The organism is Streptomyces fumanus (assembly GCF_014655295.1).
Lineage (GTDB): Bacteria > Actinomycetota > Actinomycetes > Streptomycetales > Streptomycetaceae > Streptomyces > Streptomyces fumanus.
Genome location: NZ_BNBI01000001.1, coordinates 271,164 through 297,176 on the forward strand (window position 1 = coordinate 271,164; position 26,013 = coordinate 297,176).

At 73.4% G+C, this 26,013-nt stretch carries 20 protein-coding genes, 3 tRNA genes and 1 pseudogene; 12 read left to right on the plus strand and 12 right to left on the minus strand.

Annotated elements, in window-relative coordinates:
* Positions 1–9 precede the first annotated feature (9 nt).
* Positions 10–1,395 (plus strand): sensor histidine kinase, encoded by a 1,386-nt coding sequence (locus IE316_RS01210; RefSeq protein WP_373311032.1) that lies wholly within the window; start codon positions 10–12, stop codon positions 1,393–1,395.
* Positions 1,396–1,496: 101 nt separating this feature from the next.
* On the opposite strand, the gene IE316_RS01215 is transcribed toward IE316_RS01210, so the two are convergent.
* Together IE316_RS01215 and IE316_RS01220 are read right to left on the minus strand one after the other, a co-directional pair.
* Positions 1,497–2,468, minus strand: coding sequence for an anti-sigma factor RsbA family regulatory protein (locus tag IE316_RS01215; protein WP_190202180.1), 972 nt, complete (start codon positions 2,466–2,468; stop codon positions 1,497–1,499).
* A complete protein-coding gene (locus IE316_RS01220) occupies positions 2,465–2,818 on the minus strand; it encodes an STAS domain-containing protein (RefSeq protein WP_229910141.1) in 354 nt (117 codons plus the stop codon). Before IE316_RS01220 ends, IE316_RS01215 begins: the two co-directional genes overlap by 4 nt.
* A 201-nt stretch (positions 2,819–3,019) precedes the next feature.
* On the opposite strand from IE316_RS01220, the gene IE316_RS01225 reads away from it, so the two are divergent.
* From IE316_RS01225 to IE316_RS01235, 3 genes are all read left to right on the plus strand, one after another.
* Positions 3,020–3,673 carry an ANTAR domain-containing protein gene (locus IE316_RS01225; RefSeq protein ID WP_190202181.1) on the plus strand — a complete coding sequence of 218 codons (654 nt, stop codon included), beginning with the start codon at positions 3,020–3,022 and terminating at the stop codon, positions 3,671–3,673.
* Positions 3,674–3,738: 65 nt separating this feature from the next.
* Complete coding sequence (locus IE316_RS01230) at positions 3,739–3,876, plus strand: hypothetical protein (protein WP_229910142.1); 138 nt, start codon at positions 3,739–3,741, stop codon at positions 3,874–3,876.
* A gap of 379 nt (positions 3,877–4,255) precedes the next feature.
* A complete protein-coding gene (locus tag IE316_RS01235; RefSeq protein ID WP_190202183.1) occupies positions 4,256–4,846 on the plus strand; it encodes a GNAT family N-acetyltransferase in 591 nt (196 codons plus the stop codon).
* Between the two features lie 128 nt (positions 4,847–4,974).
* Here the strand turns inward: IE316_RS01235 and IE316_RS01240 are convergent.
* The 3 genes from IE316_RS01240 to IE316_RS01250 all read right to left on the minus strand — a co-directional run bounded on the left by IE316_RS01240 (position 4,975) and on the right by IE316_RS01250 (position 5,344).
* Positions 4,975–5,048: transfer RNA gene (locus IE316_RS01240), tRNA-Ile, on the minus strand.
* Positions 5,049–5,193: 145 nt separating this feature from the next.
* Positions 5,194–5,266, minus strand: a tRNA-Asn gene (locus tag IE316_RS01245).
* A 5-nt stretch (positions 5,267–5,271) separates the two neighbouring features.
* A tRNA-Asn gene (locus IE316_RS01250) sits at positions 5,272–5,344 on the minus strand.
* A gap of 150 nt (positions 5,345–5,494) precedes the next feature.
* On the opposite strand from IE316_RS01250, the gene IE316_RS01255 reads away from it, so the two are divergent.
* The 4 genes from IE316_RS01255 to IE316_RS01270 all read left to right on the plus strand — a co-directional run bounded on the left by IE316_RS01255 (position 5,495) and on the right by IE316_RS01270 (position 11,092).
* Positions 5,495–5,791 carry a YtxH domain-containing protein gene (locus IE316_RS01255; protein WP_190202184.1) on the plus strand — a complete coding sequence of 99 codons (297 nt, stop codon included), beginning with the start codon at positions 5,495–5,497 and terminating at the stop codon, positions 5,789–5,791.
* 67 nt (positions 5,792–5,858) lie between these two features.
* Positions 5,859–7,313 (plus strand): xylulokinase, encoded by a 1,455-nt coding sequence (locus IE316_RS01260; RefSeq protein ID WP_190202185.1) that lies wholly within the window; start codon positions 5,859–5,861, stop codon positions 7,311–7,313.
* Positions 7,314–7,430: 117 nt separating this feature from the next.
* A complete protein-coding gene (locus IE316_RS01265) occupies positions 7,431–9,164 on the plus strand; it encodes an ABC transporter ATP-binding protein (protein ID WP_190202186.1) in 1,734 nt (577 codons plus the stop codon).
* Positions 9,164–11,092, plus strand: coding sequence for an ABC transporter ATP-binding protein (locus IE316_RS01270; protein ID WP_190202187.1), 1,929 nt, complete (start codon positions 9,164–9,166; stop codon positions 11,090–11,092). The genes IE316_RS01265 and IE316_RS01270 overlap by 1 nt, the downstream gene beginning before the upstream one ends.
* Before the next feature lie 23 nt (positions 11,093–11,115).
* On the opposite strand, the pseudogene IE316_RS01275 reads toward IE316_RS01270, so the two are convergent.
* The 5 genes and pseudogenes from IE316_RS01275 to IE316_RS01295 all read right to left on the minus strand — a co-directional run bounded on the left by IE316_RS01275 (position 11,116) and on the right by IE316_RS01295 (position 18,149).
* Positions 11,116–12,495 (minus strand): annotated as a pseudogene (locus tag IE316_RS01275) (RNA polymerase sigma factor).
* Positions 12,496–12,630: 135 nt separating this feature from the next.
* Positions 12,631–14,541 carry a DNA primase gene (gene dnaG, locus IE316_RS01280; protein ID WP_190202188.1) on the minus strand — a complete coding sequence of 637 codons (1,911 nt, stop codon included), beginning with the start codon at positions 14,539–14,541 and terminating at the stop codon, positions 12,631–12,633.
* 127 nt (positions 14,542–14,668) lie between these two features.
* Complete coding sequence (locus IE316_RS01285; protein WP_190202189.1) at positions 14,669–15,934, minus strand: NAD(P)/FAD-dependent oxidoreductase; 1,266 nt, start codon at positions 15,932–15,934, stop codon at positions 14,669–14,671.
* A gap of 79 nt (positions 15,935–16,013) precedes the next feature.
* Entirely contained in the window at positions 16,014–17,279 is a 1,266-nt protein-coding gene (locus IE316_RS01290; protein ID WP_190202190.1) for a deoxyguanosinetriphosphate triphosphohydrolase, read from the minus strand.
* Positions 17,280–17,357: 78 nt separating this feature from the next.
* Complete coding sequence (locus IE316_RS01295) at positions 17,358–18,149, minus strand: sirohydrochlorin chelatase (RefSeq protein ID WP_190202191.1); 792 nt, start codon at positions 18,147–18,149, stop codon at positions 17,358–17,360.
* A 169-nt stretch (positions 18,150–18,318) separates the two neighbouring features.
* Here IE316_RS01295 and IE316_RS01300 point away from each other — a divergent pair, with 169 nt between their 5' ends.
* Positions 18,319–18,996 (plus strand): SanA/YdcF family protein, encoded by a 678-nt coding sequence (locus IE316_RS01300; protein ID WP_190202192.1) that lies wholly within the window; start codon positions 18,319–18,321, stop codon positions 18,994–18,996.
* Positions 18,997–19,135: 139 nt separating this feature from the next.
* Positions 19,136–21,313 (plus strand): molybdopterin oxidoreductase family protein, encoded by a 2,178-nt coding sequence (locus tag IE316_RS01305; protein ID WP_190202193.1) that lies wholly within the window; start codon positions 19,136–19,138, stop codon positions 21,311–21,313.
* 1 nt (position 21,314) lies between these two features.
* Here IE316_RS01305 and IE316_RS01310 read toward each other — a convergent pair whose 3' ends face one another.
* Positions 21,315–21,911, minus strand: coding sequence for an NADPH-dependent FMN reductase (locus IE316_RS01310; protein WP_190202194.1), 597 nt, complete (start codon positions 21,909–21,911; stop codon positions 21,315–21,317).
* A 280-nt stretch (positions 21,912–22,191) separates the two neighbouring features.
* On the opposite strand from IE316_RS01310, the gene IE316_RS01315 reads away from it, so the two are divergent.
* Together IE316_RS01315 and IE316_RS01320 are read left to right on the plus strand one after the other, a co-directional pair.
* The gene (locus tag IE316_RS01315; protein ID WP_190202195.1) at positions 22,192–22,722 is read left to right on the plus strand and encodes a GVDTG sorting domain-containing protein; all 531 of its coding nucleotides are present in this window, start codon (positions 22,192–22,194) and stop codon (positions 22,720–22,722) included.
* Between the two features lie 123 nt (positions 22,723–22,845).
* Positions 22,846–23,460, plus strand: coding sequence for a class F sortase (locus tag IE316_RS01320; protein ID WP_190202196.1), 615 nt, complete (start codon positions 22,846–22,848; stop codon positions 23,458–23,460).
* A gap of 600 nt (positions 23,461–24,060) precedes the next feature.
* Here IE316_RS01320 and IE316_RS01325 read toward each other — a convergent pair.
* Complete coding sequence (locus tag IE316_RS01325) at positions 24,061–24,843, minus strand: sulfite exporter TauE/SafE family protein (RefSeq protein WP_190202197.1); 783 nt, start codon at positions 24,841–24,843, stop codon at positions 24,061–24,063.
* Positions 24,844–26,013: the final 1,170 nt, after the last annotated feature.

Consider the following 26,013-nt stretch of genomic DNA (forward strand, 5'->3'; position numbering starts at 1 on the left):
CCCCGCCCGGTGCCGTCCGCCGCCCGGCTCACCCGGCTCCTCGAAGCCGCCCTCGGGGCCGGTGCCGACGCCGGTCCGCGCGCCGCCCTGGAGCACCTGGTGGCCGGGGCCGCCGAGCTGACCGGCGCCGCGCACGCCTGTCTGGTCCCGCCCCCGGACGCCCCGGAGGAGGTGACCGGCGTCCGCGCCGACCGCGCCCCGGCCGGCGGTGCCCATCCGGCGCACCGGCTGCGGGTGCCGGTCCGGGCCGGCGCGGAGGAAGCCGGCGAGCTGTGCCTGGCCGGGCGGACCGACGGCCGCCCGTTCAGTGCCGAGGACGAGCGGGTGCTGCGGGTGCTGGCCGCGCAGGCCGGCCTGGTGATCGGCAACGCCCGGCTGTCCGGGACGGCCCGGCAGCACGCCCGCTGGCTGCGGGGCGCGGCGGCCGTCACCGCCGCCCTGCTCACCGGCCGCACCGACGACGCCCTGCTGGCCGTCGCCGAACGGGCCCGGCTGCTGGCCGGCGCCTCGGCCGGCGTGATCCTCCAGCCGACCGCCGAGGGCGGCATGGAGATCGTGACCGCCGCCGCGCCGGACGACCCGGACGGCCTCGTGGGCGCCGTCATCGCCCCCGGCAGCCCGGTCCTGGAGCAGCTTCTGGGCGGCGAGCCGGTGTTCGTCGACGACTCGGCGACCGACCCGCGCATGACGACCCGGGTACGGCACCGGTTCGGCCCGAGCATGATGCTGCCGCTGCGGGCGGAGGGCCGGCTGGTCGGCACCCTGGCGCTGCCCCGCCGCCGCGGCGACCGCCCGTACACCGGTGTGGAGAAGCTGCTGGCCACCCGGTTCGCCTCGCAGGCCGCGCTCGCGCTGGTGCTGGCCGACGCCCGCCGGGGCCGGGCCCGCCTCGCGGTCTACGAGGACCGCGACCGCATCGCCCGGGACCTGCACGACCTGGTGGTGCAGCGGCTGTTCGCCACCGGCATGACCCTGGAGGCGATCCTGCGCCGGCCGGACGCCGGCGACGTGCGGGACCTTCTGATGCGGGCGGTGGAGGAGCTGCGCTCCACCGTCCAGGAGGTCCGCACGGCGATCTTCGCGCTGCGGCAGCCCCCGGCCGACCCGCCGGCCGGTCTGCGCGGCCGGGTCCTGCGGGAGACGGCGACGGCCGCCGCCCTCCTCGGCTTCCCGCCGGCCACCCGGTTCACCGGGCCCGTCGACAGCGTCGTCCCCGACGAGGCGGCGGAACACCTGCTCACGGCGTTGCGCCGGGCGCTGGCCGGGGTGGTCCGGCGGCGACCGGGCGTCACGCGAGTGGAGGTGACCGTGGCGGCGGGCGGGGGGACGGTCCGGCTCACCGTCCGGGACGACGACGCCGGCGGCACGACCGTGCGGTGGGAGTCCCCGCTGTGACGCCCCGGCCCGGCCCGGACGGCCGTACGGCGGGAGTCACCCTGGTGCCCCTCATTCCCTCGCCGTCCGGAGCGGTCCGCCGCTCACACCGCTCACACCGCTCAGACCGCGAACCAGCACCGCACCGTCGTACCGTCCGGGCCGGTGTGCACCCGGACCAGGTCGGCGACGAGGTTGACCAGCAGCAGCCCGCGTCCGCCGCGCTGGTCGCGGGCGGCGGGCCGGCGGCCGGCCAGCGGGTCGGCGAGGCGTCCGCCGTCGCGCACGTCGCACACCACGTACCCGTCCTCGGTCCACACCCGCAGCTCGCCGGTGCCGCCGCCGTGCACGACGCTGTTGGTGACCAGTTCGGCCGTGGCCAGCGCCAGGTCGTCCAGCTTGACCCCGGTCAGGCCGTGCCGGGCGCCCTCACCGGTGGCCAGGTGCCGGGCCTGGGAGAGCGAACCGGAGGCGAAGGAGAGGACCAGCCCGGCGGGCGGGGGCGGCAGCGGCTCGTTGTAGCGGTCGACGACACCGGCCCAGTCGTAGGCGGCGCTGTCGCGCAGGTCGCCGGAGCCGGCCGGGATGACCACGGGGTGGGTGGCGTGGGCGTCGGCGAGGACGTGCTCGTCCAGGCGCACGGCGTCGTACGGGCACAGGATCGTCACCGCGCGGCCCTGGAAGGCGGCGTTGATCAGCGCCTCGTGCTGGACGCAGGCCGGGTACTCGGTGGCGCTGCGGCCGGCCCAGATCGGCTCGCCGATGATCCGCACCCGGGGCCCGGCGGGCTGGGCGTCGGCGAAGGCGCGCAGCACCCCGGGGATGATCCGGCCGGGGTTGCGGCCGGCCTCCCGCATGTCCATCAGGCGGACCGCGCCGGCGTCGGTGCCGAGCGCGTCGCGCAGCAGCGCCAGCTTCTCGCCGGGCACCGCGACGGCCACCGGTTCGCCGCCCGCCAGACCCTCGTGGATGAAGGGGACGGTGCCGGAGAGGTACTCGTCGTCGTCGCGGTAGAACAGCGCGGGGTGCACGAAGGGCTCGGCGGGGCCGCCGGGCTCCAGGATCTCGGGGGGCGGTTCGGCCACGGCACTCATGACATCGACACCTCGATCGCCGTCAGATCGGGCCAGAACAGCTCCAGCACCCTTCGCAGGGTAGGCGGTGGCCGGTGCAGGACGAACCGGCGGCCCTCGGGCAGACGCCGGGCGGCGTCCGCGAGCACGCCGACCCCGGCCACATCGACGAACGTCACCTCGGACAACTCCAGGTCATATACGGCCTCACCCTCACGCACCGCCTCTTCCAGGGCCCGCCGCCATGTCTCGTGCGTCGTCAGCCCGATCTCCCCGGCCGCCCGCACGCCGCCGCGTCCGGGCAGCGGGGACACCGTCAGCCGCGGCGGTGCGTCGACGCCCGCGGCCGACGCCTGGCCCTGAGTGCCCACCCTCGTCTCCCCTACTCCTGGACGAGTCGTCCCTACCCCGCGTCGTCCGGGCCACTCACAGTACCTGGGTGTACCGGACCGGTCGGCGGGCAGGCGCATTGTCGACACTGCCGGAGCGTGCCCTGACGCGGTCCGGCGGTCGGGGGGCCGAGCGACGTCGTGGAGTCCGTCAGGACCGACGAGGACCGAGAAGGCGGTGACATGACCTCAGCGGTGCCGGCTCGTCTGACGGGCAGCCCGACCCCCCTGGTCATCGAGTGCCATGTGGAAGCGGCGCGGGCGCTGATCGTGCCGCGCGGGGAGCTGGTCCACGGCTGCACGGTCGTCCTGGCCGAGACGCTGGCCGGGCTGCCGGCCGGGCTCGCGCGGATCGACCTGGACATGGCGCGGGTGGAGTTCATGGACGCGGCGGGACTGCACTTCCTGGACCTGCTCAGCGGCCACGGCCACCGGCAGTCGGTCCCGGTGACGGCGGTGAACTGGAACCGCCAGCCGCGCCGGGTCCTGGAACTGGCCGGCCTGGACCCCGAGGACCCGCTGCACACGCCGCCGCCGCGGATGCCCGCCCCGCGTGCGGAGCGGGTGCACGTCCTGGAGGCGGAGGTGGAGCAGTTGCGGCAGGCCATCGCCTCCCGGCCGGTGATCGACCAGGCCCGGGGCGTCCTCATGGCCCTGCACGCCGTCACCCCGGACGAGGCGTGGCACATCCTGCGGGAGACCTCCCAGTTGTCCAACACCAAGCTCCGTACGGTCGCCGAGACGCTCACCGCCAGCGCGGGTTCCGGCGGCCCGCCCCCGCCGCCCGAGATCCGCGCGGCCCTGCGCACGGCCCTGGTCCGGCGCGGCCGGGCGTGATGCCTCCGGCCCGGCGGGGTACCCGTGCGGCGGACCGACCCCGTTCCACCAGGAAAGGCAGCACGATGACCGAGCAGACCCCGTCCCAGGCCGAGGGCGAACGCGACGACGAGCCCGACACCCAGTCCCCGCCGCACACCACCCCGTCCCAGGCGGAGGGCGAACGCGACGACGAGCCCACCACCACCGACCCGAACGCCTGACGGAGCGTCCCGGTACCGCCGGCCCACGCAAACGTCCTCAGACGAGCCCGGCCAGGAAGCGACCGTTCACGGCGAGACCGTGACCGAGAACCACGGCATGCCGGGGCAGCTCCCCCAGCCGCCGGACGACCTCCCGTCGAGGCCGCGTTCGTCGGTCTCCGCCGGGCGCGTGCGGTTCACGGTTCGGGCTCCCCTCTTTTCGGAACGACGACCGGCCTTTCCGAGCGCGGCGGAACGGTTACGGTCGGGGCACGAGCCCATCACCGGAGGTACGGAGTGGCCGAGCCGACGCCCTTCGAACTCGCGGACTCGGCACCGCCGTCGCCCGGGACGCCGCGGAGCACCTGGCCGCGCGGGTCGAGCCGAGGGGAGCCGTCCGATGACCGGGGTGCGCTACGAACGTCACGAGGCCCCCGGCGCCGCCGCCGGGCTGGACGCGTTCCTCCCTGCCTACGCGGAGGTCTACGCGGAGCCGCCCTACCGGGAAGGCCCCGACGACGTGGCGGCGTTCACCGAGCACTACCGGACCCACACGCGACGCCCTGGTATGCGTCTGGTCCTGGCTCGCGAGGGCGAGGAGGTCGTCGGCTTCGGCTACGGCTACCGGCTCGCTCCCGACACCCGCTGGTGGCACAACCTGCGGGACGTGGAGCTGCCGGAGGACTTCACGCGGGAGGACGGCCGTCGCACGTTCGCCGTCATCGAACTCGCCGTGCGCAAGCCGTGGCGGCGCCGGGGCGTCGCCGCCGGGCTGCACGCGGCCCTCCTCGACGGACTGGACGCCGAGCGGGTCACGCTCACGGTGCGTCCGGAGCCCGAGGCCGCGCCGGCGCGGTGCGCCTATGCCGCGTGGGGATACCGGAGGGTGGGGGTGTCCCGGCCGTGGGAAGGGGCGCCGTTCTACGTCTGTATGGTCCGGGGGCTGCACCGCGATCGGGCTGAGACGGCGGTCACACCGGCCAGGCTCTGACGCTTCGAGCGAGCAAGGAGCGAGCAGAGGGGCGAACGGAGGGTCTCGGGGCCGTCGAGGAGAGGCCCCGCCCAGAGGGTTCGCGGCTTCGCCGCAGGTGGCAACGTTTCTGCGGGTGGGCGCTGCGGTGGGGCGGGTGGGACTCGAACCCACGGCCGACGGATTATGAGTCCGCTGCTCTAACCGGCTGAGCTACCGCCCCATAGCGGCGTGTCGCGTACATGTGTGCGCGCCGTCTGCCGCAGCATAGCCGCTCATACGATCTCCTGCTCCGGATGGTCGGCTTCCCGCGGCGCCCCGGGACCGGGGGCATGAAAAAGGACCCCGAAGGGCCCTCGTTCAGCGTGCTCCCCCGACTGGACTCGAACCAGTAACCTGCCGGTTAACAGCCGGCTGCTCTGCCAATTGAGCTACGGAGGACCGAGCTCCCCGGACTGGACTCGAACCAGTAACCTGCCGGTTAACAGCCGGCTGCTCTGCCAATTGAGCTACCGAGGAAGGTCTCGTATCGCATCGAACGGACCTTCCTGGGTATTCGCCAGGGGGCGTGCGCTCGCTGCGACACATACATTAGCGCAAGCAGGGGGGTGCTCCGCCAATCGGTACTCCCCCGCACCGGAGGACTCAGGCAAGAGAAGGGTGGCCGCCATGCGTTACCGGCTCACGTTCGTCGTCGGACTCGCCGTGGGGTACGTGCTCGGCACACGGTCCGGGCGCGAGCGGTACGAGCAGTTGAAGAAGACCGCCCGGCAGGTCGCGCAGAACCCTGCGGTGCGCAACACCGCGGAGTCAGCCGCGCAGCAGGGCCGGCAGATCGCCGACAAGGCGTACCACACGGTCAGCGACAAGGTCGGCGACCGGATGCCGGAGTCGGTGACCCAGCGGGTGAAGTCGCTGCGCGAGCGCGGCAGCGACGACTGGGGCGGCGGCACGAGCACCCCTTGAGGGCGCCGGGGACCGCGCGCGGCGCCCGCCGCTCGGGGCGGTGCGGTGATGCGGCAGAATTCCGGACATGGGGATAGTCGCCGGGCTGGACAGTTCGCCTGATTTCACTCGTATCGTCGTCTGCGACGCGGACACCGGTGCCGTACTGCGGCAGGGCTACGCGCCGCATCCGGTGGAGAGCCCCGAGACGGGCGGCCGTCCCTCCGACGTCGACCCGCAGGCGTGGCTGCTGTCGCTGGGCGAGGCGGCCGGCGGCGGGCTGCTGGAGGGTGTGCAGGCCATCGGGGTGTCCGCGCAGGCCAACACGGTGGTGCCGCTGGACGCCCAGGGCGCCACGGTGCGGCCCGCCCTGGTGGGCGGCGACAAGCGCGCGCAGGTCGCCGCCGCCGATCTGATCGACGCGCTCGGCGGGCGCGAGGCGTGGGCGCAGGCGGTCGGCGCGGTGCCGGGGGCCGCGCACCCGGTGACCAAGCTGCGCTGGCTGGCGCGGACCGAGCCGGAGGCCGCCGCGCGGACCGCCGTCCTGATGCAGGCGCACGACTGGCTGGTGTGGCAGTTGCTGGGCCGGCCGGCCCGCCGGACCACCGACCGGGGCGGGGCCTCGGGCACCGGGTACTGGTCGGCGGCGACCGGCGGCTACCGGCCCGACCTGGTGGAACTGGCCCTCGGCCACCAGGCGGTGCTGCCGGAGGTGATCGGCCCGGCCGACGCGGCCGGTACGACGCCGGAGGGGCTGCTGATCTCCGCCGGGACCGGCGAGACGATGGCCGCCGCGTTCGGGCTCGGCATCGGGCTCGGGGACGCGGTGGTCTCCCTCGGCGCGTCGGGCTCGGTGATGGCCGTGCACCCCGAACCCCTCGTGGACCAGTCCGGGATGATCACCGCGCTGGCCGACGCGACCGGCATGCACCTGCCGGTCGTCACCACCCTGAACGCCGTACGGGCCCTGCGCGGGGCCGCCGAGCTGCTCGGGCTGCCGGATCTGGAGAGCCTGTCCGAGCTGGCGATGAAGTCCACGCCCGGAGCGCACGGGCTGGTCCTGCTGCCGTACCTGGAGGGCGAGCGGACGCCGCACCTGCCGCACACCGCGGGCACCCTCGCCGGGCTCAGGCGGGAGTCGATGCGGCCGGAGCACCTGGCGCGGGCCGCGTTCGAGGGGATGCTCTGCGGGCTCGCGGACGCCCTGGACGTGCTGCGCGGCCGGGGCGTGGCGGTGCGGCGGATCTTCCTGCTGGGACCGGCCGCGGAACTGCCCGCGGTGCAGGCGGCGGCGCCCTCGCTGTTCGGGACGCAGGTCGTCGTGCCGGGGCCCGCGGACTACGCGGCGATCGGCGCGGCCCGGCAGGCGGCCTGGGCGCTGGGCGCCTCCCGGGGCACCCGCGACCCGCGCACTCCTCCGGCCTGGCAGGGCGCGGTGGGGCAGGTGCTGGAGCCGGGCGAGGAGCTGGCCGTGGGGCAGGCGGTGCGGCAGCAGTACGTGGCGGTACGGGAGCAGACGCACCCCGGCGCGTTCCGTCCGTAGCGGGCGGCAAGGGGGGCGTTCCGCCGGTAAATCGGTTGAGGTAACGCGGGGGCAGTGCCCGACGATGGGGGCCAAGGGCGACGTCCCGCCCCCACCGCCGACTCCGAGAGACCGAGCGTGCTCATACGATTGCTGCGGACCTGTCTCAGGCCCTACAAGAAACCCATCGCGCTACTGGTGGCGCTGCAGTTCCTGCAGACCTGCGCCAGCCTCTACCTGCCCACCCTGAACGCCGACATCATCGACAACGGTGTGGTCCAGGGCGACACCGGTTACATCCTGGGCTACGGCGCCCTGATGGTCGGGATCTCGCTGGCCCAGGTCGTCTGCAACATCGGCGCCGTGTACTACGGCGCCCGCACCGCCTCGGCGCTCGGCCGGGACGTGCGCGGTGCCGTCTTCGACCGGGTGCAGTCCTTCTCCGCCCGGGAGGTCGGGCAGTTCGGCGCCCCGTCGCTGATCACCCGGACCACCAATGACGTGCAGCAGGTCCAGATGCTGGCCCTGATGACGTTCACGCTGATGGTGTCGGCGCCCATCATGTGCGTCGGCGGCATCGTGATGGCGCTGGGCCTGGACGTGCCGCTGTCCGGGGTGCTGGTCGCGGTGGTGCCGGTGCTGGGGATCTGCGTGACGCTGATCGTGCGCAGGCTGCGGCCGCTGTTCCGGGCCATGCAGGTCCGGCTGGACACGGTGAACCGGGTGCTGCGCGAGCAGATCACCGGTAACCGGGTCATCCGCGCCTTCGTGCGCGACGAGTACGAGCAGCGGCGGTTCCGCCGGGCCAACGCCGATCTGACCGACATGGCCCTCGGCACCGGCAATCTGCTGGCGCTGATGTTCCCGGTGGTCATGACCGTGGTGAACCTGTCGTCGATCGCCGTGGTGTGGTTCGGCGCGCACCGCATCGACAGCGGCGGGATGCAGATCGGCGACCTGACGGCGTTCCTGGCCTATCTGATGCAGATCGTGATGTCCGTGATGATGGCCACCTTCATGTTCATGATGGTGCCGCGCGCGGAGGTGTGCGCCGAGCGCATCCAGGAGGTGCTGGACACCGAGAGCAGTGTGGTGCCGCCAGTGGCGCCGGTCACCGAACTGCGCCGGCACGGGCACCTGGAGATCCGCGGCGCGGGCTTCCGCTACCCCGGCGCCGAGGAGCCGGTGCTGCGCGACATCGACCTGGTGGCCAGGCCGGGCGAGACGACCGCCGTCATCGGCTCGACCGGCAGCGGCAAGTCGACGCTGCTGGGGCTGGTGCCCCGGCTGTTCGACGCCACCGAGGGCGAGGTGCTGGTCGACGGCACCGACGTACGGACCCTGGACCAGAAGCTGCTGGCCAGGACCGTCGGGCTGGTGCCGCAGAAGCCGTACCTCTTCGCGGGCACGGTGGCGACCAACCTGCGGTACGGCAACCCGGACGCGACCGACGCGGAGCTGTGGCACGCGCTGGAGGTGGCGCAGGCCAAGGAGTTCGTCGAGCGCCTGGAGGGCGGGCTGGACGCGCCGATCGCGCAGGGCGGCACCAATGTCTCCGGCGGGCAGCGGCAGCGTCTCGCCATCGCCCGGACGCTGGTGCAGCGCCCGGAGATCTACCTCTTCGACGACTCCTTCTCCGCGCTGGACTACGCCACCGACGCGGCGCTCAGGGCCGCGCTCGGCCGGGAGACGGCCGGGGCGACCGTGGTCATCGTCGCCCAGCGGGTGGCGACCATCCGGGACGCGGACCGGATCATCGTGCTGGACGAGGGCCGGGTGGTCGGCACCGGCCGGCACCACGAGCTGATGGCGTCCAACGACACCTACCGGGAGATCGTGCTCTCCCAGTTGACGGAAGCGGAGGCTGCCTGATGGCCGGGCCGGCGGGGCGGATGATGGCCGGGGTCGGACCCGACCAGCGGTCGATGGACTTCAAGGGGTCGGGCAAACGGCTGGTCGGCCAGTTCCGGCCGGAGCGGGTGACCATCGGCCTGCTGCTGCTGTGCGTGGTGGTGAGCGTCGGCCTCAACGTGGTCGGGCCGAAGATCCTCGGCAAGGCCACCGACCTGGTGTTCGCCGGGATCATCGGACGGCGGATGCCGGACGGGGCCACCAAGGACCAGGTACTGGAGTCGATGCGGGAGCGCGGCGACGGGGACGTCGCCGACATGCTGCGCGGCACCGACTTCACCCCCGGCGAGGGCATCGACTTCACCGCCGTCGGACACGTCCTGCTGCTGGCCCTGGGGGCGTTCTTCGTCGCCGGGCTGCTGATGGCGGTGGCGACGCGGCTGGTCAACCGGGCGGTGAACCGGACCATGTTCCGGATGCGCGAGGACGTGCAGACCAAGCTGTCGCGGCTGCCGCTGTCCTACTTCGACCAGCGGCAGCGCGGTGAGGTGCTCTCCCGCGCCACCAACGACATCGACAACATCGGGCAGACCCTCCAGCAGTCGATGGGCCAGCTCATCAACTCGCTGCTGACCATCATCGGCGTGCTGGCGATGATGTTCTACGTCTCCTGGATCCTGGCGCTGGTCGCGCTGGTGACCGTGCCGCTGTCGTTCCTGGTGGCCACCCGGATCGGCAAGCGGTCCCAGCCGCACTTCGTGCAGCAGTGGCGCTCCACGGGCAAGCTGAACGCGCACATCGAGGAGATGTACACCGGGCACGCCCTGGTGAAGGTGTTCGGCCGGCAGGAGGAGTCGGCGGCGCGGTTCGCCGAGCAGAACGAGGCGCTGTACGAGGCCGGGTTCAGGGCGCAGTTCAACAGCGGGATCATGCAGCCGCTGATGATGTTCGTCTCCAACATCAACTACGTGCTGGTCGCCGTCGTCGGCGGGCTGCGGGTCGCCTCCGGGTCGCTGTCCATCGGGGACGTGCAGGCGTTCATCCAGTACTCCCGGCAGTTCTCGATGCCGCTGACGCAGGTGGCGTCGATGGCGAACCTGGTGCAGTCCGGTGTCGCCTCCGCCGAGCGGGTCTTCGAGCTGCTGGACGCGGAGGAGCAGAGCGCCGATCCGGTGGCCGCCGAGCGGCCGGCCGAGCTGCGCGGACGGGTGGCGCTGGAGCACGTGTCGTTCCGGTACGAGCCCGACAAGCCGCTGATCGAGGACCTGTCGCTGACCGTGGAGCCCGGCCGGACGGTCGCCATCGTCGGCCCCACCGGAGCCGGCAAGACCACCCTCGTCAACCTGCTCATGCGGTTCTACGAGGTGTCCGGCGGGCGGATCACCCTGGACGGCGTGGACATCGCCAAGATGTCCCGGGACGAGCTGCGCGCCGGGATCGGCATGGTGCTCCAGGACACCTGGCTGTTCGGCGGCACCATCGCGGAGAACATCGCGTACGGCGCCGCCCGCGAGGTGACCCGCGGGGAGATCGAGGAGGCGGCGCGGGCCGCGCACGCCGACCGGTTCGTCCGGACGCTGCCCGACGGCTACGACACCGTGATCGACGACGAGGGCACCGGGGTCAGCGCGGGCGAGAAGCAGCTCATCACCATCGCGCGGGCGTTCCTGTCCGACCCGGTGATCCTGGTGCTGGACGAGGCGACCTCGTCGGTCGACACCCGGACCGAGGTGCTGATCCAGAAGGCGATGGCCAAGCTGGCCCACGGGCGGACCTCGTTCGTCATCGCGCACCGGCTGTCCACCATCCGCGACGCGGACACCATCCTCGTCATGGAGAACGGCTCCATCGTCGAACAGGGCACCCACACCGGCCTGCTGGCGGCCGGCGGGGCGTACGCCAAGCTGTACCAGGCGCAGTTCGCGCAGGCGGTCGCCGAGGTCGACTAGGGGCGCGGCGCGGGGGGGGCGGGTCAGTCCAGGTAGCCGCGGAGCTGGTCGGCGAAGGCGTGGTCGCGGAGCTTGTTCAGGGTCTTGGACTCGATCTGCCGTATCCGCTCGCGGGTCACGCCGAAGATCCGGCCGATCTCCTCCAGGGTGCGGGGCCGGCCGTCGACCAGGCCGTAGCGCAACTGGACGACCTTGCGCTCGCGCTCGCCGAGGGTGGAGAGCACCGCCTCCAGGTGCTCGCGCAGCAGCAGGAACGCCGCCGACTCCACGGGGCTGGCGGCGTCCCCGTCCTCGATGAGGTCACCGAGGGCGACGTCGTCCTCCTCGCCGACCGGGGCGTGCAGCGACACCGGCTCCTGGGCCAGCCGCAGCACCTCGCTGACCCGCTCGGGCAGCAGGTCCAGGTGGGCGGCGACCTCCGCGGGGGTCGGCTCGCAGCCGCGTTCCTGGAGCATCCGGCGCTGCACCCGGACCACCCGGTTGATCAGCTCCACGACGTGCACGGGGACCCGGATGGTGCGGGCCTGGTCGGCCAGCGCGCGGGACATGGCCTGGCGGATCCACCAGGTGGCGTACGTGGAGAACTTGTAGCCGCGGGCGTAGTCGAACTTCTCCACCGCCCGGATCAGACCCAGGTTGCCCTCCTGGACCAGGTCGAGCATGGTCAGCCCGCGGCCCACGTACCGTTTGGCGACGGAGACGACCAGGCGCAGGTTGGCCTCGATCAGGCGGCGCTTGGCCATCCGGCCCATCACGACCAGCCGGTCCAGGTCGTGGGCGAGGCGGCTGTCCAGGTCGGGGGTGCTGCTCAGCTTCTCCTCGGCGAACAGGCCGGCCTCCACCCGGCGGGCGAGTTCGACCTCCTCGGCGGCGGTGAGCAGCGGGATGCGGCCGATCTCCCGCAGGTACTGGCGGAACAGGTCCGAGGAGGGCCCGCCGGTCTCGGGGCGGACGGGCCCCGGCTCGACGGCCTCGGAGGCGCCGACGCCCTCGGCGCTCTCGGCGGCCCCGACTGGCTCTACGGGCTCTACGGGCTCTAATGGCTCTACCGGTTCGACCGATTCGACGGTTGCGACCGGCTCGACGGTCTCCAGGATCTCGGCGGGCGGGTCGTCCGGCCCGGTCTCCGGGTGGCGCGCGGCACGGTGCCGCGGGGGGACCGCGACGAGCGGCTCCGCCTCCGCGTCGGCGTCCGTGCCGTCGGTACCGGTGTCGGTCAGGGTCTGGGTCTGGGTCTGCACGGGGGCGACCTCCAGGATGGACGCTGCCGGAGGGGGCGGCAGCGGTACTTCGGGGGCGGGTCCGCGGCCGCACCGCTGTCCGCCCCGTACGTGATGGTCGGAACCGCGGGGGTCAGCAACCCGCCGGGGGACGGGCCGGCCGCGCTCCGGGGACTCAGGCACCGGAACCCAGTGTGGGGTACGACACACAGCCGCCACGAGGGGCGTGCGGTGACTTTTTGCGTCCGGACCGTGACCGCGCGGTCATCTCCCGGGACGGGTACGCGGTGCGGCGCGGCCCAAACCGGCGAAGTGCCGTCAGAGCGCGGCGGCGCCCTGTTCCCGCAGCGCCTGGTCGTACTGCTGGAGGACCCACAACTCGTTCTGCACCGAGGCCAGTTCGGCCGGGTCGCCGTGGGCGGAGAGCCGGGTGAGGCGGCCGGTGATGTCGCGGATGTACCGCTCGACGGCACGGCGGCGGACCCGGACCAGCACCTCGCCCGCGTACAGCTCGTCGACCGCGCGGCGCATGATCGCCTCGACGGCCAGCTCCGTGACCATCGCGCGCACGGTGTCGTCGGGGGCCGCCTCACGGACCCGGACCAGGTACTCCTGCGGGTCGGCGACGCCGTGCTCGGCGCCGCCCGCGTCCATGATGGCCTGGCGTACGGCGGCGTAGGGCGGGGCGGTGAACTCGTCGACGCCGTACGCGTCGAAGGCCGGGGAGACCAGCTCGGGGCGCTGGAGGGCGAGCTTGAGCAGCTCGCGCTCGGTGGCGTAGACGGGGTTGCGCAGGTTCAGGGCCGGGCCGCGCGGGGCCTGGGGCGGGGCGGCGGCGTACTGCTGGGGGCCGGGCCGGCGCTGGTCGGGGGCGGCGGGGCCGCGGCCGCCGCGGTCGCGGGCCCAGCGGGCGAGCTGCGCGACCCGCTTGACGACGAACTGGGTGTCGAGGATGCCCAGCATCCCGGCGAGTTGCACGGCGACCTCGTGCTGGGCGCCGCTGTTCTTGATCCGGGCGACCACCGGGGCCGCCTCGTCCAGGGCGGCGGCGCGGCCCCCCGGGGTGTCCAGGTCGTAGCGGGCGACGATCTGGCGCAGCGCGAACTCGAAGAGCGGGGTGCGCGGCTCGACCAGGTCGGCGACGGCCTCGTCGCCCTTGGCCAGCCGCAGGTCGCAGGGGTCCATGCCGTCGGGGGCGATGGCGATGTACGTCTCGGCGGCGAACTTCTGGTCGTCCTCGAAGGCGCGCAGGGCCGCCTTCTGCCCGGCGGCGTCGCCGTCGAAGGTGAAGATCACGCGGGCGCTGCCGTTGTCCATCAGCAGCCGGCGCAGGATCTTGATGTGGTCGGTGCCGAAGGCGGTGCCGCAGGTGGCGATGGCCGTGGTCACACCGGCCAGGTGGCAGGCCATGACGTCGGTGTAGCCCTCGACGACGACCGCGCGGGAGGTCTTGGCGATCTCCTTCTTGGCCAGGTCGATGCCGTAGAGGACCTGGGACTTGCGGTAGATCGGGGTCTCGGGGGTGTTCAGGTACTTCGGGCCGTTGTCCGCCTCGTAGAGCTTGCGGGCGCCGAAGCCGACGACCTCGCCGCCGATGTCGCGGATGGGCCACATCAGCCGGCCCCGGAACCGGTCGATCGGCCCGCGGCGGCCCTCCTGCGCCAGCCCGGAGAGCAGCAGCTCCTTGTCGGAGAAGCCCTTGCCGCGCAGGTAGCGGGTGAGGTGGTCCCACCCCTGGGGGCTGTAGCCCACGCCGAAGTGCAGGGCGGCGGCCTGGTCGAAGCCGCGCTCGGCGAGGAAGTGCCGGCCGGCGTCGGCCTCGGGGCTGGTGGCGAGCTGCTCCGCGTACCACTCGGCGGCGATCTTGTGGGCCTCGACCAGGCGGATCCGCTCGCCGCGCTGGTGGGAGGGGTTGTAGCCGCCCTCCTCGTAGCGCAGGGTGATGCCGGCCTGGGCGGCCAGCCGCTCGACCGCCTCCGAGAAGGTGAGGTGGTCGATCTTCATCACGAACGTGATGGTGTCGCCGCCCTCCTGGCAGCCGAAGCAGTGGAACAGCCCCTTGGCGGGGCTGACCTGGAAGGAGGGCGACTTCTCGTCGTGGAACGGGCACAGCCCCTTGAGGTTGCCGCCGCCCGCGTTGCGCAACTGGAGGTACTCGGACACCACGGCGTCGATCGGGACCGCGTCCCGAACCGCCTTCACGTCCTCGTCATTGATCCGTCCAGCCACGCGTGAATTCTACGGGTACGGGAGCGTCCCGAAGGGGCGCGGGCTGCATCGATCCGCGGCTCCGCCGCGCGGGCGCGAACGGCCACAGCGCACCCGCACCCGCCATCCGGCAGCACCCGGCAGACGCTCACGCGCCCAGCGACTCCAGCGGCACCCGCGGCGACGCCAGCGCCTCCCCGTCCACCCGCACCCCGGACCGGATCAGCCGCTGGACGGACTCTGTGACGTCCCACACGTTCACGTTCATCCCGGCCAGCACCCGCCCCTCCTTCACCCAGAACGCGATGAACTCCCGCTTCGCCGCGTCCCCCCGGATCACCACCTCGTCGTACGACCCCGGCGGCGCCCATCCGCTGTACTCCATGCCCAGGTCGTACTGGTCGGAGAAGAAGTACGGCACCCGGTCGTACGTGACCTCCCGGCCCAGCATCGCGCGGGCCGCCGCCGGGCCGCCGTTCAGCGCGTTGGCCCAGTGCTCCACCCGCAGCCGGGTGCCGAACAGGGCGTGCCGGAAGGAGGCCGCGTCCCCGGCGGCGTGAATGTCGGGGTCGGAGGTGCGCAGCCGCTCGTCGACGACGATGCCGCCGCCGTGCGCGGGGTCGGCGATCTCCAGGCCGGCCGCCTCGGCGAGCGAGGTGCGCGGCGCGGCGCCGATCGCGGCGAGCACGGCGTGCGCCGGGTGCTCCTCGCCGTCGTCGGTGCGGGCGGCGAGGACCACCCCGTCCTGGCCGACGATCTCGGTGAGGGTGACGCCGAACCGGAAGCGGACGCCGTGCGCCTGGTGCAGCTCGGTGAAGACCCCGCCCAGCTCGGGGCCGAGGACGCCGTGCAGCGGGGTCGGGGCGGGCTCGACGACGGTGACCTCGGCGCCGTACTCGCGGGCCGCGGCGGCGACCTCCAGGCCGATCCACCCGGCGCCGGCGATCACCAGGTGGCCGTTGTCCCGGCCGAGGGCGGCGAGGACGCCCTTGAGGCGTTCGGCGTGGGCGAGGCGGCGCAGGTGGTGGACGCCCGCGAGGCCGGTGCCGGGGACGTCGAGGCGGCGGGGTTCGGCGCCGGTGGCCAGGAGCAGCTTGTCGTAGCGGACGCGGGTGCCGTCGTCGCCGTAGTGCACGGTCCTGGCGGCGCGGTCGACGGCGACGACGGTCTGGCCGAGGTGGAGTTCCACGTCGTGGCGGGCGTACCAGGCGGGCTCGTGCACGAAGACGCTGTCGCGGCTCTCCTTGCCGAGCAGGAAGCCCTTGGACAGCGGGGGCCGCTCGTAGGGGTGGTCGCGCTCGTCACAGATCAGGATCACCCGGCCGGTGAAACCCTCCGCGCGGAGGGTCTCGGCCGCCTTCGCGCCGGCCAGCCCTCCTCCGACGATGACGAATGTCTGATCAGCGTCGACCACTTGTTTGCCTCCTCGTCGAGGTTCCGCCACATGCGAGCGTCCCGCACCGAGCCGGTCCCGGGAAGGGGGAGTGGCCCGATCAGGTCAGCCGCGCGTGCAGTGAACGGGCCGAGGCGTCGGTGAGGGAGGCGATCTGGTCGACGAGCACCCGTTTGCGGGCCCGGTCGTCCGGCGCCCGGTCGAACAGGGCCCGGAACTGCGGGTCCAGCCCGTACGGCGCCCGGCGGGTCAGCCCCTCCGCGAGCTCCAGGACGACGACCTGCTGATCGGCGCGGAGCCGCTCCTGCTCGGCGCGCTGCATCACGTACCGGTCGGCGACGGCCTTCAGGACGGCGCACTCCATGCGGGTGGCGCGCGGCACGACCAGCTCGGCGGTGTACCGGGTGAGCCGGCCGCCGCCGTACGCCGCGCGGGTGGCGCGCTCGGCGGCCAGGCAGAACCGGCCGATGAGCTGGCTGGTGGCGTCCTTCAGCCGGGCCTGCGCGATCGCCGTGCCGTCGTAACCGTGCGGCCACCAGTCCTGGGCGAGCAGCCGGTCGAGGGCCTCGGCGAGTTCCCCGGGGTCGGTGTCCGCGGGCGCGTACCGGGCGGCGGCGACCTCGAACACCGCCCGCCGCTCGGGGTCGGCGAGCAGGCACGCCGGGTCGATGTGACCGGCGTGCAGGCCGTCCTCGACGTCGTGCACGGAGTACGCCACGTCGTCGGACCAGTCCATGACCTGCGCCTCGAAGCAGGTACGGGCGGCGGGGGCGCCCTCGCGGACCCAGTCGAAGACCGGCCGGTCGTCCTCGTACACGCCGAACTTCGGCGAGTCCGGGTCGGCGGGGTGCGCGCCCCTGGGCCACGGGTACTTGGTCGCGGCGTCCAGGGCGGCGCGGGTGAGGTTGAGGCCGACGGAACGCTCCTCGGTGAAACGTTTGGGCTCGATGCGGGTGAGCAGCCGCAGCGACTGCGCGTTGCCCTCGAAGCCGCCGCAGTCGGCGGCGAACTCGTTCAGCGCCTGCTCGCCGTTGTGGCCGAACGGGGGGTGCCCCAGGTCGTGCGAGAGACAGGCGGCCTCGACGAGGTCGGGGTCGCAGCCGAGGGCTTCGCCGAGTTCCCGGCCGACCTGGGCGCACTCCAGGGAGTGCGTGAGGCGGGTACGGGGGCTGGCGTCCCAGGTCTGGTCGGTGCGGCCCGGGGTGACGACCTGCGTCTTGCCGGCCAGCCGCCTCAGGGCGGCGGAGTGCAGGACACGGGCGCGGTCCCGCTGGAAGGCGGTACGGCCGGGCCGTTTGTCGGGCTCGGGAACCCATCGGGCCACGGACGTGGGGTCGTAGGGGGTGAGGGGTGCGGTGCCTTCCATGGCACCGACAGTACGTGGGTTCTGTCGGGTGCCGGGTGCGGGTGCGTCGTGGCTTGGTTGCGCAGTTCCTCGCGCCCCTTAAGTAGCTTGCAGTTGCCCCGTGCCCCGAAGGGGCGCGGGGAACTGCGCGAACGGCCACGACGCTCCCGCGGGTGCGGAGCCGGCGCGTGCCTCCTCGTACCGGTGCAGGAGCAGGCGGGCCATCGCCGGATGCGTGCCCAACGGCGCCGATGTGAGCCAGGGCCCCTCCGCCGTCTCCGTCGCGAAGCGGCCCGGCGCGGTGAAGTACGAGGCCACGGCGATCCGGCGGTGGCCCCGGGCGGTGAGGGCCGCGACCGCCTCCGGGACGGTCGGCGCGGTGGTCGTCGCGTAGGCCGGGACGACCGGGACGCCGAGCCGCGCGGCGAGGAGCCCGGCGGTGCGGGCGGTGTCGGTCGCGGCGTCCGGGTCCCGGGACCCGGCGGCGGCCAGCACCACCGCGTCCCCGGGCCGGCGGACCCAGCCCGCCCCGGCGAGCCGCCCGTGCAGGGCGTCCACCAGCAGCGGGTGGGGTCCGAGCGGCGCGGCCACCCGGGTCCGCGCCGGGAAGCCCGCCGCCATCTCCGGGATGTCGCGTTTGACGTGGTAGCCCCGGCTCAGCAGCAGCGGTACGAGGACGGCGTCACCGTCACCGAGGGCGGCCAGTGTGTCGGGCAGCAGCGGCGCGTTCAGCTCGATGTGCCCGAGCCTCACCGGCAGGCCGGGGCGCAGGGCGCGTACCTGGTCGAGGAGGGCGCGTACGGTGCGCAGCGCGCGGGGGTCGCGGCTGCCGTGGGCGACGACGACCAGTGCGGGGGCGCCGTCGGGACTGGTCGTCGGGGGCACGGTCATGGAACGAGCGTGCCGGGGGGAGGTTGCCCCGCCGTTGCCTGGGAGGTCACGGAGGTTTTCCGTCGGTTCACAGGGCGGGGGGCGGCGGGTGTGAGGGACGTATCCGAACCGTACGACTCCGAACCGTACTGATCTGAACCGTACGGACGTACGAAGCGTCTGTGGGTCCATGACGAGGCGTCGGTGGGGAGTGCCGCGCACCCGGGCGGGGCGGCGGCGGTCGGTGTGGGCGGTGATGGCCGGGTGCGTGCTGGCGCTGCTGCCGGGCGCGTGGCTGCGGGTGGCGACGGAGGACGGGCTGCGCTCCCCCGCGGACGTGCCGCGCACCGACGTGGCCGTGGTCTTCGGGGCGGGCCTGTGGGACGGGGAGCCGTCGCCGTACCTGGCGCGCCGGCTGGACGCGGCGGCCGGGCTGTACCGGGCCGGACGCGTGAAGGTGCTGCTGGTCACCGGGGACAACAGCCGCGCGGACTACGACGAGCCGGACGCGATGCGCGCCTACCTGGTCCGGCACGGGGTGCCCGACGCGCGGATCGTCAGCGACTACGCCGGGTTCGACACCTGGGACTCGTGCGTCCGCGCGAAGAAGGTCTTCGGCGTCGACCGGGCCGTGCTGATCAGCCAGGGCTTCCACATCCGGCGGGCGGTGGCGCTGTGCCGGGCGGCGGGGGTGACGTCGTACGGCGTCGGGGTCGCCGACCGGCACGACCTGACCTGGTACTACGGGGCCGTACGGGAGGTCTTCGCGGCGGGCAAGGCGGCGCTGGACGTGCTGGTCGAGCCCGATCCGCGGTTCCTCGGGCCGAGGGAGCCCGGGGTGGCACGGGCCCTGGCAGCCGGGCGGTGAACGCGGGGCGGTGAGCGCGGGGCCCCGAGGTCACGCCGGTGACCTCACGGCGGAGGCCGAGGACCGGGGAGCGCACCGTGCCGCCCGTGTAACAAGGAGCCGCCGGGCCGCGTAACACGCGCGCCGCACTGTGGCTGGCATGCAGAACTCCCCGACGCCCACACACTGCCCGTACTGCGCCCTGCAGTGCGGGATGCATCTGACGCCCGCCGCCGACGGGACCGTCGAGGTCACCGAGCGCGCGGACTTCCCGGTGAACCGGGGCGCGCTGTGCGGCAAGGGGCGGACGGCGCCGGAGGTGCTGTCCTCGCGGGTGCGGCTGACCTCGCCGCTGGTGCGCGCCGGGGACGGCACGCTGGTGCCGGCGGGCTGGGACGAGGCGCTGGACCGGATCGCCGCGCACCTGACGCGGACCCGGGCGGAGCACGGCGCGGACGCGGTCGGCGTGTTCGGCGGGGGCGGGCTGACCAACGAGAAGGCGTACACGCTGGGCAAGTTCGCCCGGGTGGTGCTGGGGACCTCGCAGATCGACTACAACGGGCGGTTCTGCATGTCGTCCGCGGCGGCGGCCGGCAGCAAGGCGTTCGGGCTGGACCGGGGGCTGCCGTTCCCGTTGGCCGACATCCCGCGGACGGGCTGCGTGATCCTCGTCGGCTCCAACCCGGCCGAGACCATGCCCCCGGCGCTGCGCTACTTCAGCGAACTGCGCGCGAACGGCGGCACGCTCATCGTCGTCGACCCGCGCCGCACGAAGACCGCCGAACAGGCGGACCTGCACCTCGCCCCCCGGCCCGGTACGGATCTGGCGCTGGCCCTCGGACTGCTGCACCTGGTCGTCGCCGACGGCCGGGTGGACGAGGAGTACGTCGCCGGGCGGACCACCGGCTGGGCGGAGGCGCGGGCCGCGGCCATGGCGCACTGGCCCGAGTACGTGGAGCGGATCACCGGCGTGTCCGTGCCGCTGCTGCGGGAGGCGGTGCGGATGTTCTGCGCGCCGGAGGCCGCGATGGTGCTCACCGCGCGCGGCCCCGAGCAGCAGTCCAAGGGCACCGACACGGTCGGCGCCTGGATCAACCTGTGCCTGGCGACCGGCCGGGCCGGCCGGCCGTACTCCGGGTACGGCTGTCTGACCGGGCAGGGCAACGGGCAGGGCGGACGCGAACACGGCCAGAAGGCCGACCAGTTGCCCGGCTACCGCAAGCTCACCGACCCGGCGGCCCGGCGGCACGTCGCCGAGGTGTGGGGCGTCGACCCCGACTCGCTGCCGGGCCCGGGGCGCAGCGCGTACGAACTGCTCGACGCGCTCGGTACGGACATCAGGTCGCTGCTGCTGATGGGCTCCAACCCGGTGGTCTCGGCGCCCCGGGCCGCCCATGTCGAGGCCCGTCTGCGGTCGCTGGACTTCCTCGCCGTGTGCGACGTGGTCCTCTCGGAGACGGCGGCGCTCGCGGACGTCGTCCTGCCGGTGACCCAGTGGGCCGAGGAGACGGGCACCACCACCAGCCTGGAGGGCAGGGTCCTGCTGCGCCGCCGGGCGATCACCCCGCCGGACGGCGTCCGCAGCGACCTGGAGGTGCTGCACGAACTCGCCTCCCGGCTCGGCGTGGAGAAGGGCTTCCCCACCGACCCCGAGGAGGTCTTCGAGGAACTCCGCCGGGCCAGCGCGGGCGGCCTCGCGGACTACTCCGGCATCACGTACCGCCGCCTGGCGGAGGAGAACGGGGTGTTCTGGCCGTGCCCGGCGGAGGGCGGGGACCGGAGCGGGGGCCGCGGTGGGCTCGGGGGGAACGGGGAGGGAGGCGGGGACGGGGCCGGGGCCGCGGAGAAGGGGGACGGCGCCGGAGGGGACGTACACCCCGGCACCCCCCGCCTCTTCCTCGACCGCTTCGCCACCGAGGACGGCCGGGCCCGCTTCGTCCCCGTCGCGCACCGCCCGGCCGCCGAGGAGCCCGACGACGAGTACCCGGTGCTGCTGACCACCGGCCGGGTGGTGGCGCAGTACCAGTCCGGGGCGCAGACCCGGCGGGTGGCGGAGCTGAACGCCGCCGCGCCCGGCCCCTTCGTCGAGCTGCACCCGAGGCTGGCGGCGCGACTGGGCGCGGCGGAGGGGGACCCGGTGGCCGTGGTGTCCCGGCGGGGCCGGGCCGTCGCCCCCGCCCGGATCACCACCGGCATCCGGCCGGACACCGTGTTCATGCCGTTCCACTGGCCGGGCGAGGGCCGCGCCAACACCCTCACCAACCCGGCGCTCGACCCGACTTCGCGGATGCCGGAGTTCAAGGTGTGCGCGGTCCGGCTGGAGCCGGTGACCCGGTAGGTCAGGCGGCGTACGGCCGGCGCTCCTTCGCCTCCCGCAGCGCCCGGCCCCACCAGACCAGTTGGTCGAGCATGGTCTTGGCCGCCGCGTCCGGCGCCGAGGGGTCCTTGAGGCGGCCCCCGTCGTCGAAGGACCCGCCCGCGTTGTGGAAGGAGACGGTGTCGCGGACGGTGACGGCGTGGAGTTCGGCGAAGACCTGCCGGAGGTGCTCGGTGGCGCGCAGGCCGCCGGACAGGCCGCCGTAGCTGACGAGGGCGACGGGCTTGGCCCGCCACTCGTGGTAGTGCCAGTCGATGAGGTTCTTCAGGCCCGCCGGGAACGAGTGGTTGTACTCGGGGGTGAGGACGACGAACGCGTCCGCGGCCGCCAGTTTCGGGGTGACCTCCGCGAGCGCGGCCCGCGCCTCGGCGGTGGGGGCCATGGTGGTGGGCAGCTCGGGGGCGGCCACGTCCACGACCTCGGGGTCGAGGCCGGGATGGGCGCGCAGGTGCTCCAGCAGCCAGTCGGCGACGACGGGCCCGAAGCGGCCGTGGCGATTGCTGCCGACGATGAGGGTGACGGAGAGCGGGGCGGTGTCGGAACGGGTCTCGGTATCCATGCCGCACAGCCTCGACCCTCAACTTTGCTTGAGGTCAAGCGGCCGTCGTCCGGGGTGGCGGGTCACCCGTTCACACCCGCGCCGGGCGCCCTTCGGACGCTCCCCGGCGACGGACCCGCCGCACGCCAGTGACCAGGCGAAACGACCTCCGGTCCGGGCACGGCGGGCGGCGCCTGACACCCGTTCACCACATTTCTGACGGCACCTCGGGAAGCGGTCCGGGGCCGGTGGCACTTACCTCGGAGGGGCAGGGGTCACCGAGAAGCTCGAAGGAGCACCGATGCGACGCACCGCCCGCCTGCTGTCCGGTACCGCCCTCGCCGCGGCCACCGCCGGCCTCCTCGCCGCGGCGCCGGCGTACGCCGGGGAGGCCGACGGGAGCGGGGACCTCCGGATCTACCCCTCCTCCGTCGTGCCGGGCGACCGGGCCACGGCGGACACCGCCGCGTGCGGCGAGGACGGCACGGCGGCGGGCGACGCCAGCGCGGTCGGCGCGGGCTCGTTCACGCTGGCGGCGCGCGGCCCCGAGGGCGAGGCGACCGGGGAGTTCCGGGTGCCGCCGGGCGCGCAGCCGGGGACGTACGAGATCGTCGCCCGGTGCGCGGAAGGCGACCGGCGGGTCACCGGTGACCTGGTGGTGACGCTGACCTCGGCCGAGCGGGTGTATCCCCGCGGCAGCGTGAAGACGGGGGTCGGCGGCGCCCTGGGCCCCGATCCCGTGCAGACCGCGGCCGGCGTGGCGGCCCTCGCCGTCGCCGCCGCGGGCGGTACCTGGCTCCTGCATCGCCGGGCGAGAGGCGACGGGATGTGACGGGCACCCTCCGCTGCCCGCCCGCCGGTACCGCGCTTCCCCACCCCCTCCGGGTCCGACGCCCCTCGCGGCCCGGAGGGGGCCGGGGACTTCGAGGGTTCTGACCGAAAGAGGGGTCGCGTCATGCGCAGGGTCGGCAACACCGCCATAGCGGCCGTCACCGCGGCCGCCCTCTGCTCGGGAGCGTGGCTGCTGTGGGGCGCCGGGTCGGGCCCGCCGCAGCCCTCGGCCGCCGAGTCCCGCGCCGCGCACGCCCGTCAGGCCCCGGCCGCCCCTGCCCTGCCGCCCTCCCCGCCCGACCGCGTGCGCATCCCCGCCCTCGGCGTCGACGCCCCGCTGACCGGCCTCGGCCTCACCCCGACCGGCAGCCTCGACGTCCCGCCCGCCGACCGCAAGAACCTGGCCGGCTGGTACGAGGCCGGCACCACCCCCGGCGAACGCGGCACCGCCATCGTCGCCGGACACGTCGACAACGCGGAGGGCCCCGCCGTCTTCTACCGCCTCGGCGCCCTCAAACGCGGCGCCACCATCGAGATCGCCCGCCGCGACGGCTCCACCGCCCTCTTCACCGTCGACGTCGTCGAGGTCTACGACGCCCGCGCCTTCCCCGACACCAAGGTCTACGGCACCGCCCCCCGCCCCGAACTCCGCGTCATCACCTGCGGCGGCGGCTGGTCCCACGACACGGGCTACCGGGGCAACGTGGTGGCGTTCGCGCATCTGACGGGGGTGCGGTGAGCTCCCCGTACGGCCGGAATCCCCTCAGCACCCTGTGCCTGAACCGCACCGCCACCGCAGCCGTTATGTCTACGTCGCACCGGCTCCGTGGCCCGCCGGCGTCGGAGTCCGTGCGTCTTCCCGCCACCCCTTCGAAAGCGAGGAAGAACGTCATGCCAGACACGCCTGGCGACCCCAGCGCTTCCACCGGCCGTCCGGGCCCTGACGCCGCACGGGCGAACCAGCCGCCGGGGGCACTTGGCGTCCCCGAGACTGAGATCGGGCTTGCGATTGGCGGCCACAAGAACCCTGAAGCCCGCCCCGACTCGGTGATACTCCCCGCAGGAACCTCGCAGGCACCCTCCAGGGACGTACCGAACTTCTCATTGCCCCAGAATCCGATCCTGAGTGGCCTGAACGGCCGAAGCCTCGCACGGGTGACGGCAGGCAACGACACCCTCATATTTCCGGCGCCGCCGAAGTCCGCGCCCTCCGCCTCGCCCCCCGCGCCGGTGACGGGTAAGCAGGGTCCCGCCCCAAGAAAGAGGTGATCCTGCGTGACATCTCCGCCCCCACGAGCCGACAGGGCTCGTGGGGGCGGACGTCTGCGCACCTCCACCCTCAAGCCACCCACTGCTCCCACGCCAGATCGGCCACCAGCGCCAGGACCACCGTCAGCAGCACCACCCGTACGAAGCCGCTGCCCCGCTTCAGTGCCGTACGGGCGCCCAGGGTGGCGCCCGCGAGGTTGAAGACGGCCATCAGGGCGGCCAGTTGCCACAGGACCGCGCCCTGCCAGGCGAACATGGCGAGGGCGCCCGCGTTGGTGCAGCAGTTGACGATCTTGGCGGTGGCGGAGGCGGTCACCAGGTCCAGGTGGAGGACCGCGGTGAGGGCGAGGACGAGGAAGGTGCCGGTGCCGGGGCCGATCAGGCCGTCGTAGAAGCCGATGCCCAGGCCGGCCAGGCCGATCGCGGCGAGGACGCGGCGGCGGGTGACCGGGCCGGGCGCGGGGGCCGTGCCGAAGGCGGGCCGCAGGATGACGAAGGCGGCGACGGCGAGGAGGACCACCATGATGACCGGCCGGAGGACCTCCGTGCTCATCCCGGCCGCGAGGAACGCCCCCGCCGAGGAGCCGGCGAGTGCCGCCAGGCCGATGCGGACGGCGGTGCGGACGTCGACCGGGGCCTTGCGGGCGTAGGTGACCGCCGCGCCGGTGGTGCCGACGATGGCGACCGCCTTGTTGGTGCCGAGCGCGTGCGCGGCCGGGGTGCCGGCGGGCAGGCCGAGCAGCAGGGCCGGCAGCAGCAGGAGCCCCCCGCCGCCGACCACGGCGTCGATCCAGCCGGCGGCGAGGGCCGCGAGGCAGAGCAGGGCGAGGGTGGGCAGCGCGATGTCGGGCATGATCATGACGATAAACGGCGAGGCCGGGCCAGCGGCCGGCCCCCTCCCCCACGCACGACGCCCCCGCCCTCCCCCGGCCGAGCCGATAGGGCTCGCTGGGGGCGGCAATTCGTGCACCTTGGTGGTGCGGGCTCGCCCCGGATTGCGTAGCCGTGGCTCATCCCGCCCTCAGCACCGCGCTCGACGGTCCCGCTGGCCACGAGTCAACCCACGTCGATCCACCGTGCGGAGTCTTCATCCGCTGACGTTGCCGTCAACTACTGCCGTCACCCGACGCAGAAGCCCCGTCAGCCCACCTGACGGGGTCTCATTTTGCAGTTTGGAATCGCGCGGGAAGGTCGACACCCTCCGGCGGAAGGACACCCTCACCCCACATGCGAGAAGCCGGCGAGGCCCTGGAGTGGAGCCCCGCATGTTCCTGCGAGGCTCAAGCAGCTACTTACCTTCTCTCCTCAGCAAGATCTGAACCTTTGACGGAAACTGCGGATCGTCCACCATCACCGAACAGATCACAGAGCCATGGAACCCCGCGAATTGCATTCGGGCATATTCGTTTGGGTCGTGCAATACGAGCCACCCGGACGGACACGGGAGTGACACCTCAAAGAGGTGCGCAGGAAGAACTGCAGGCGGAGTCGACTTCCATACCTCGCATTCGACAGGACCGTCAACACTGGCCTGGACGCCGAAGATGAGTGAACTGCCCTCTCGATACCAACTGCTTGACGCCGGATCCCAGTCGCTGACGTCGTCGTCACTTCCCGCGTCCTGCAAGATCAGGCAGCCGTGCTCAATTTTGGCCAGGAATGCAACCACAGGACTACTAGCTACCATTCCTTCTTACTCTTTCCTTGTGAGAGTTGTGAGACAACCCCGCCTTGCCGCCTAGCGCAGGGCAGACAGTGAGGATACGCCGTCTGAGGAGACCCTGGAGCGACGAGACTAGACGGCGGCTGGTGATCTGGAATCCAGTCCCCGTCCTTGGTGCCGGGGGTCGTGGCATCGCAAGTGTGGCAGCCGTACTTATTTCCGGATTCGTTGATCAGATCTCGAACGTCATCTGCTTCGATGTCGCCGTTCTCCAGCCCTACTCCCTCTCGGGCATTCGGACCAGCACCCAGCGTCAGATCGCACTTCTGACCTGACGTTGCATTGTGAACGAGTACCGGC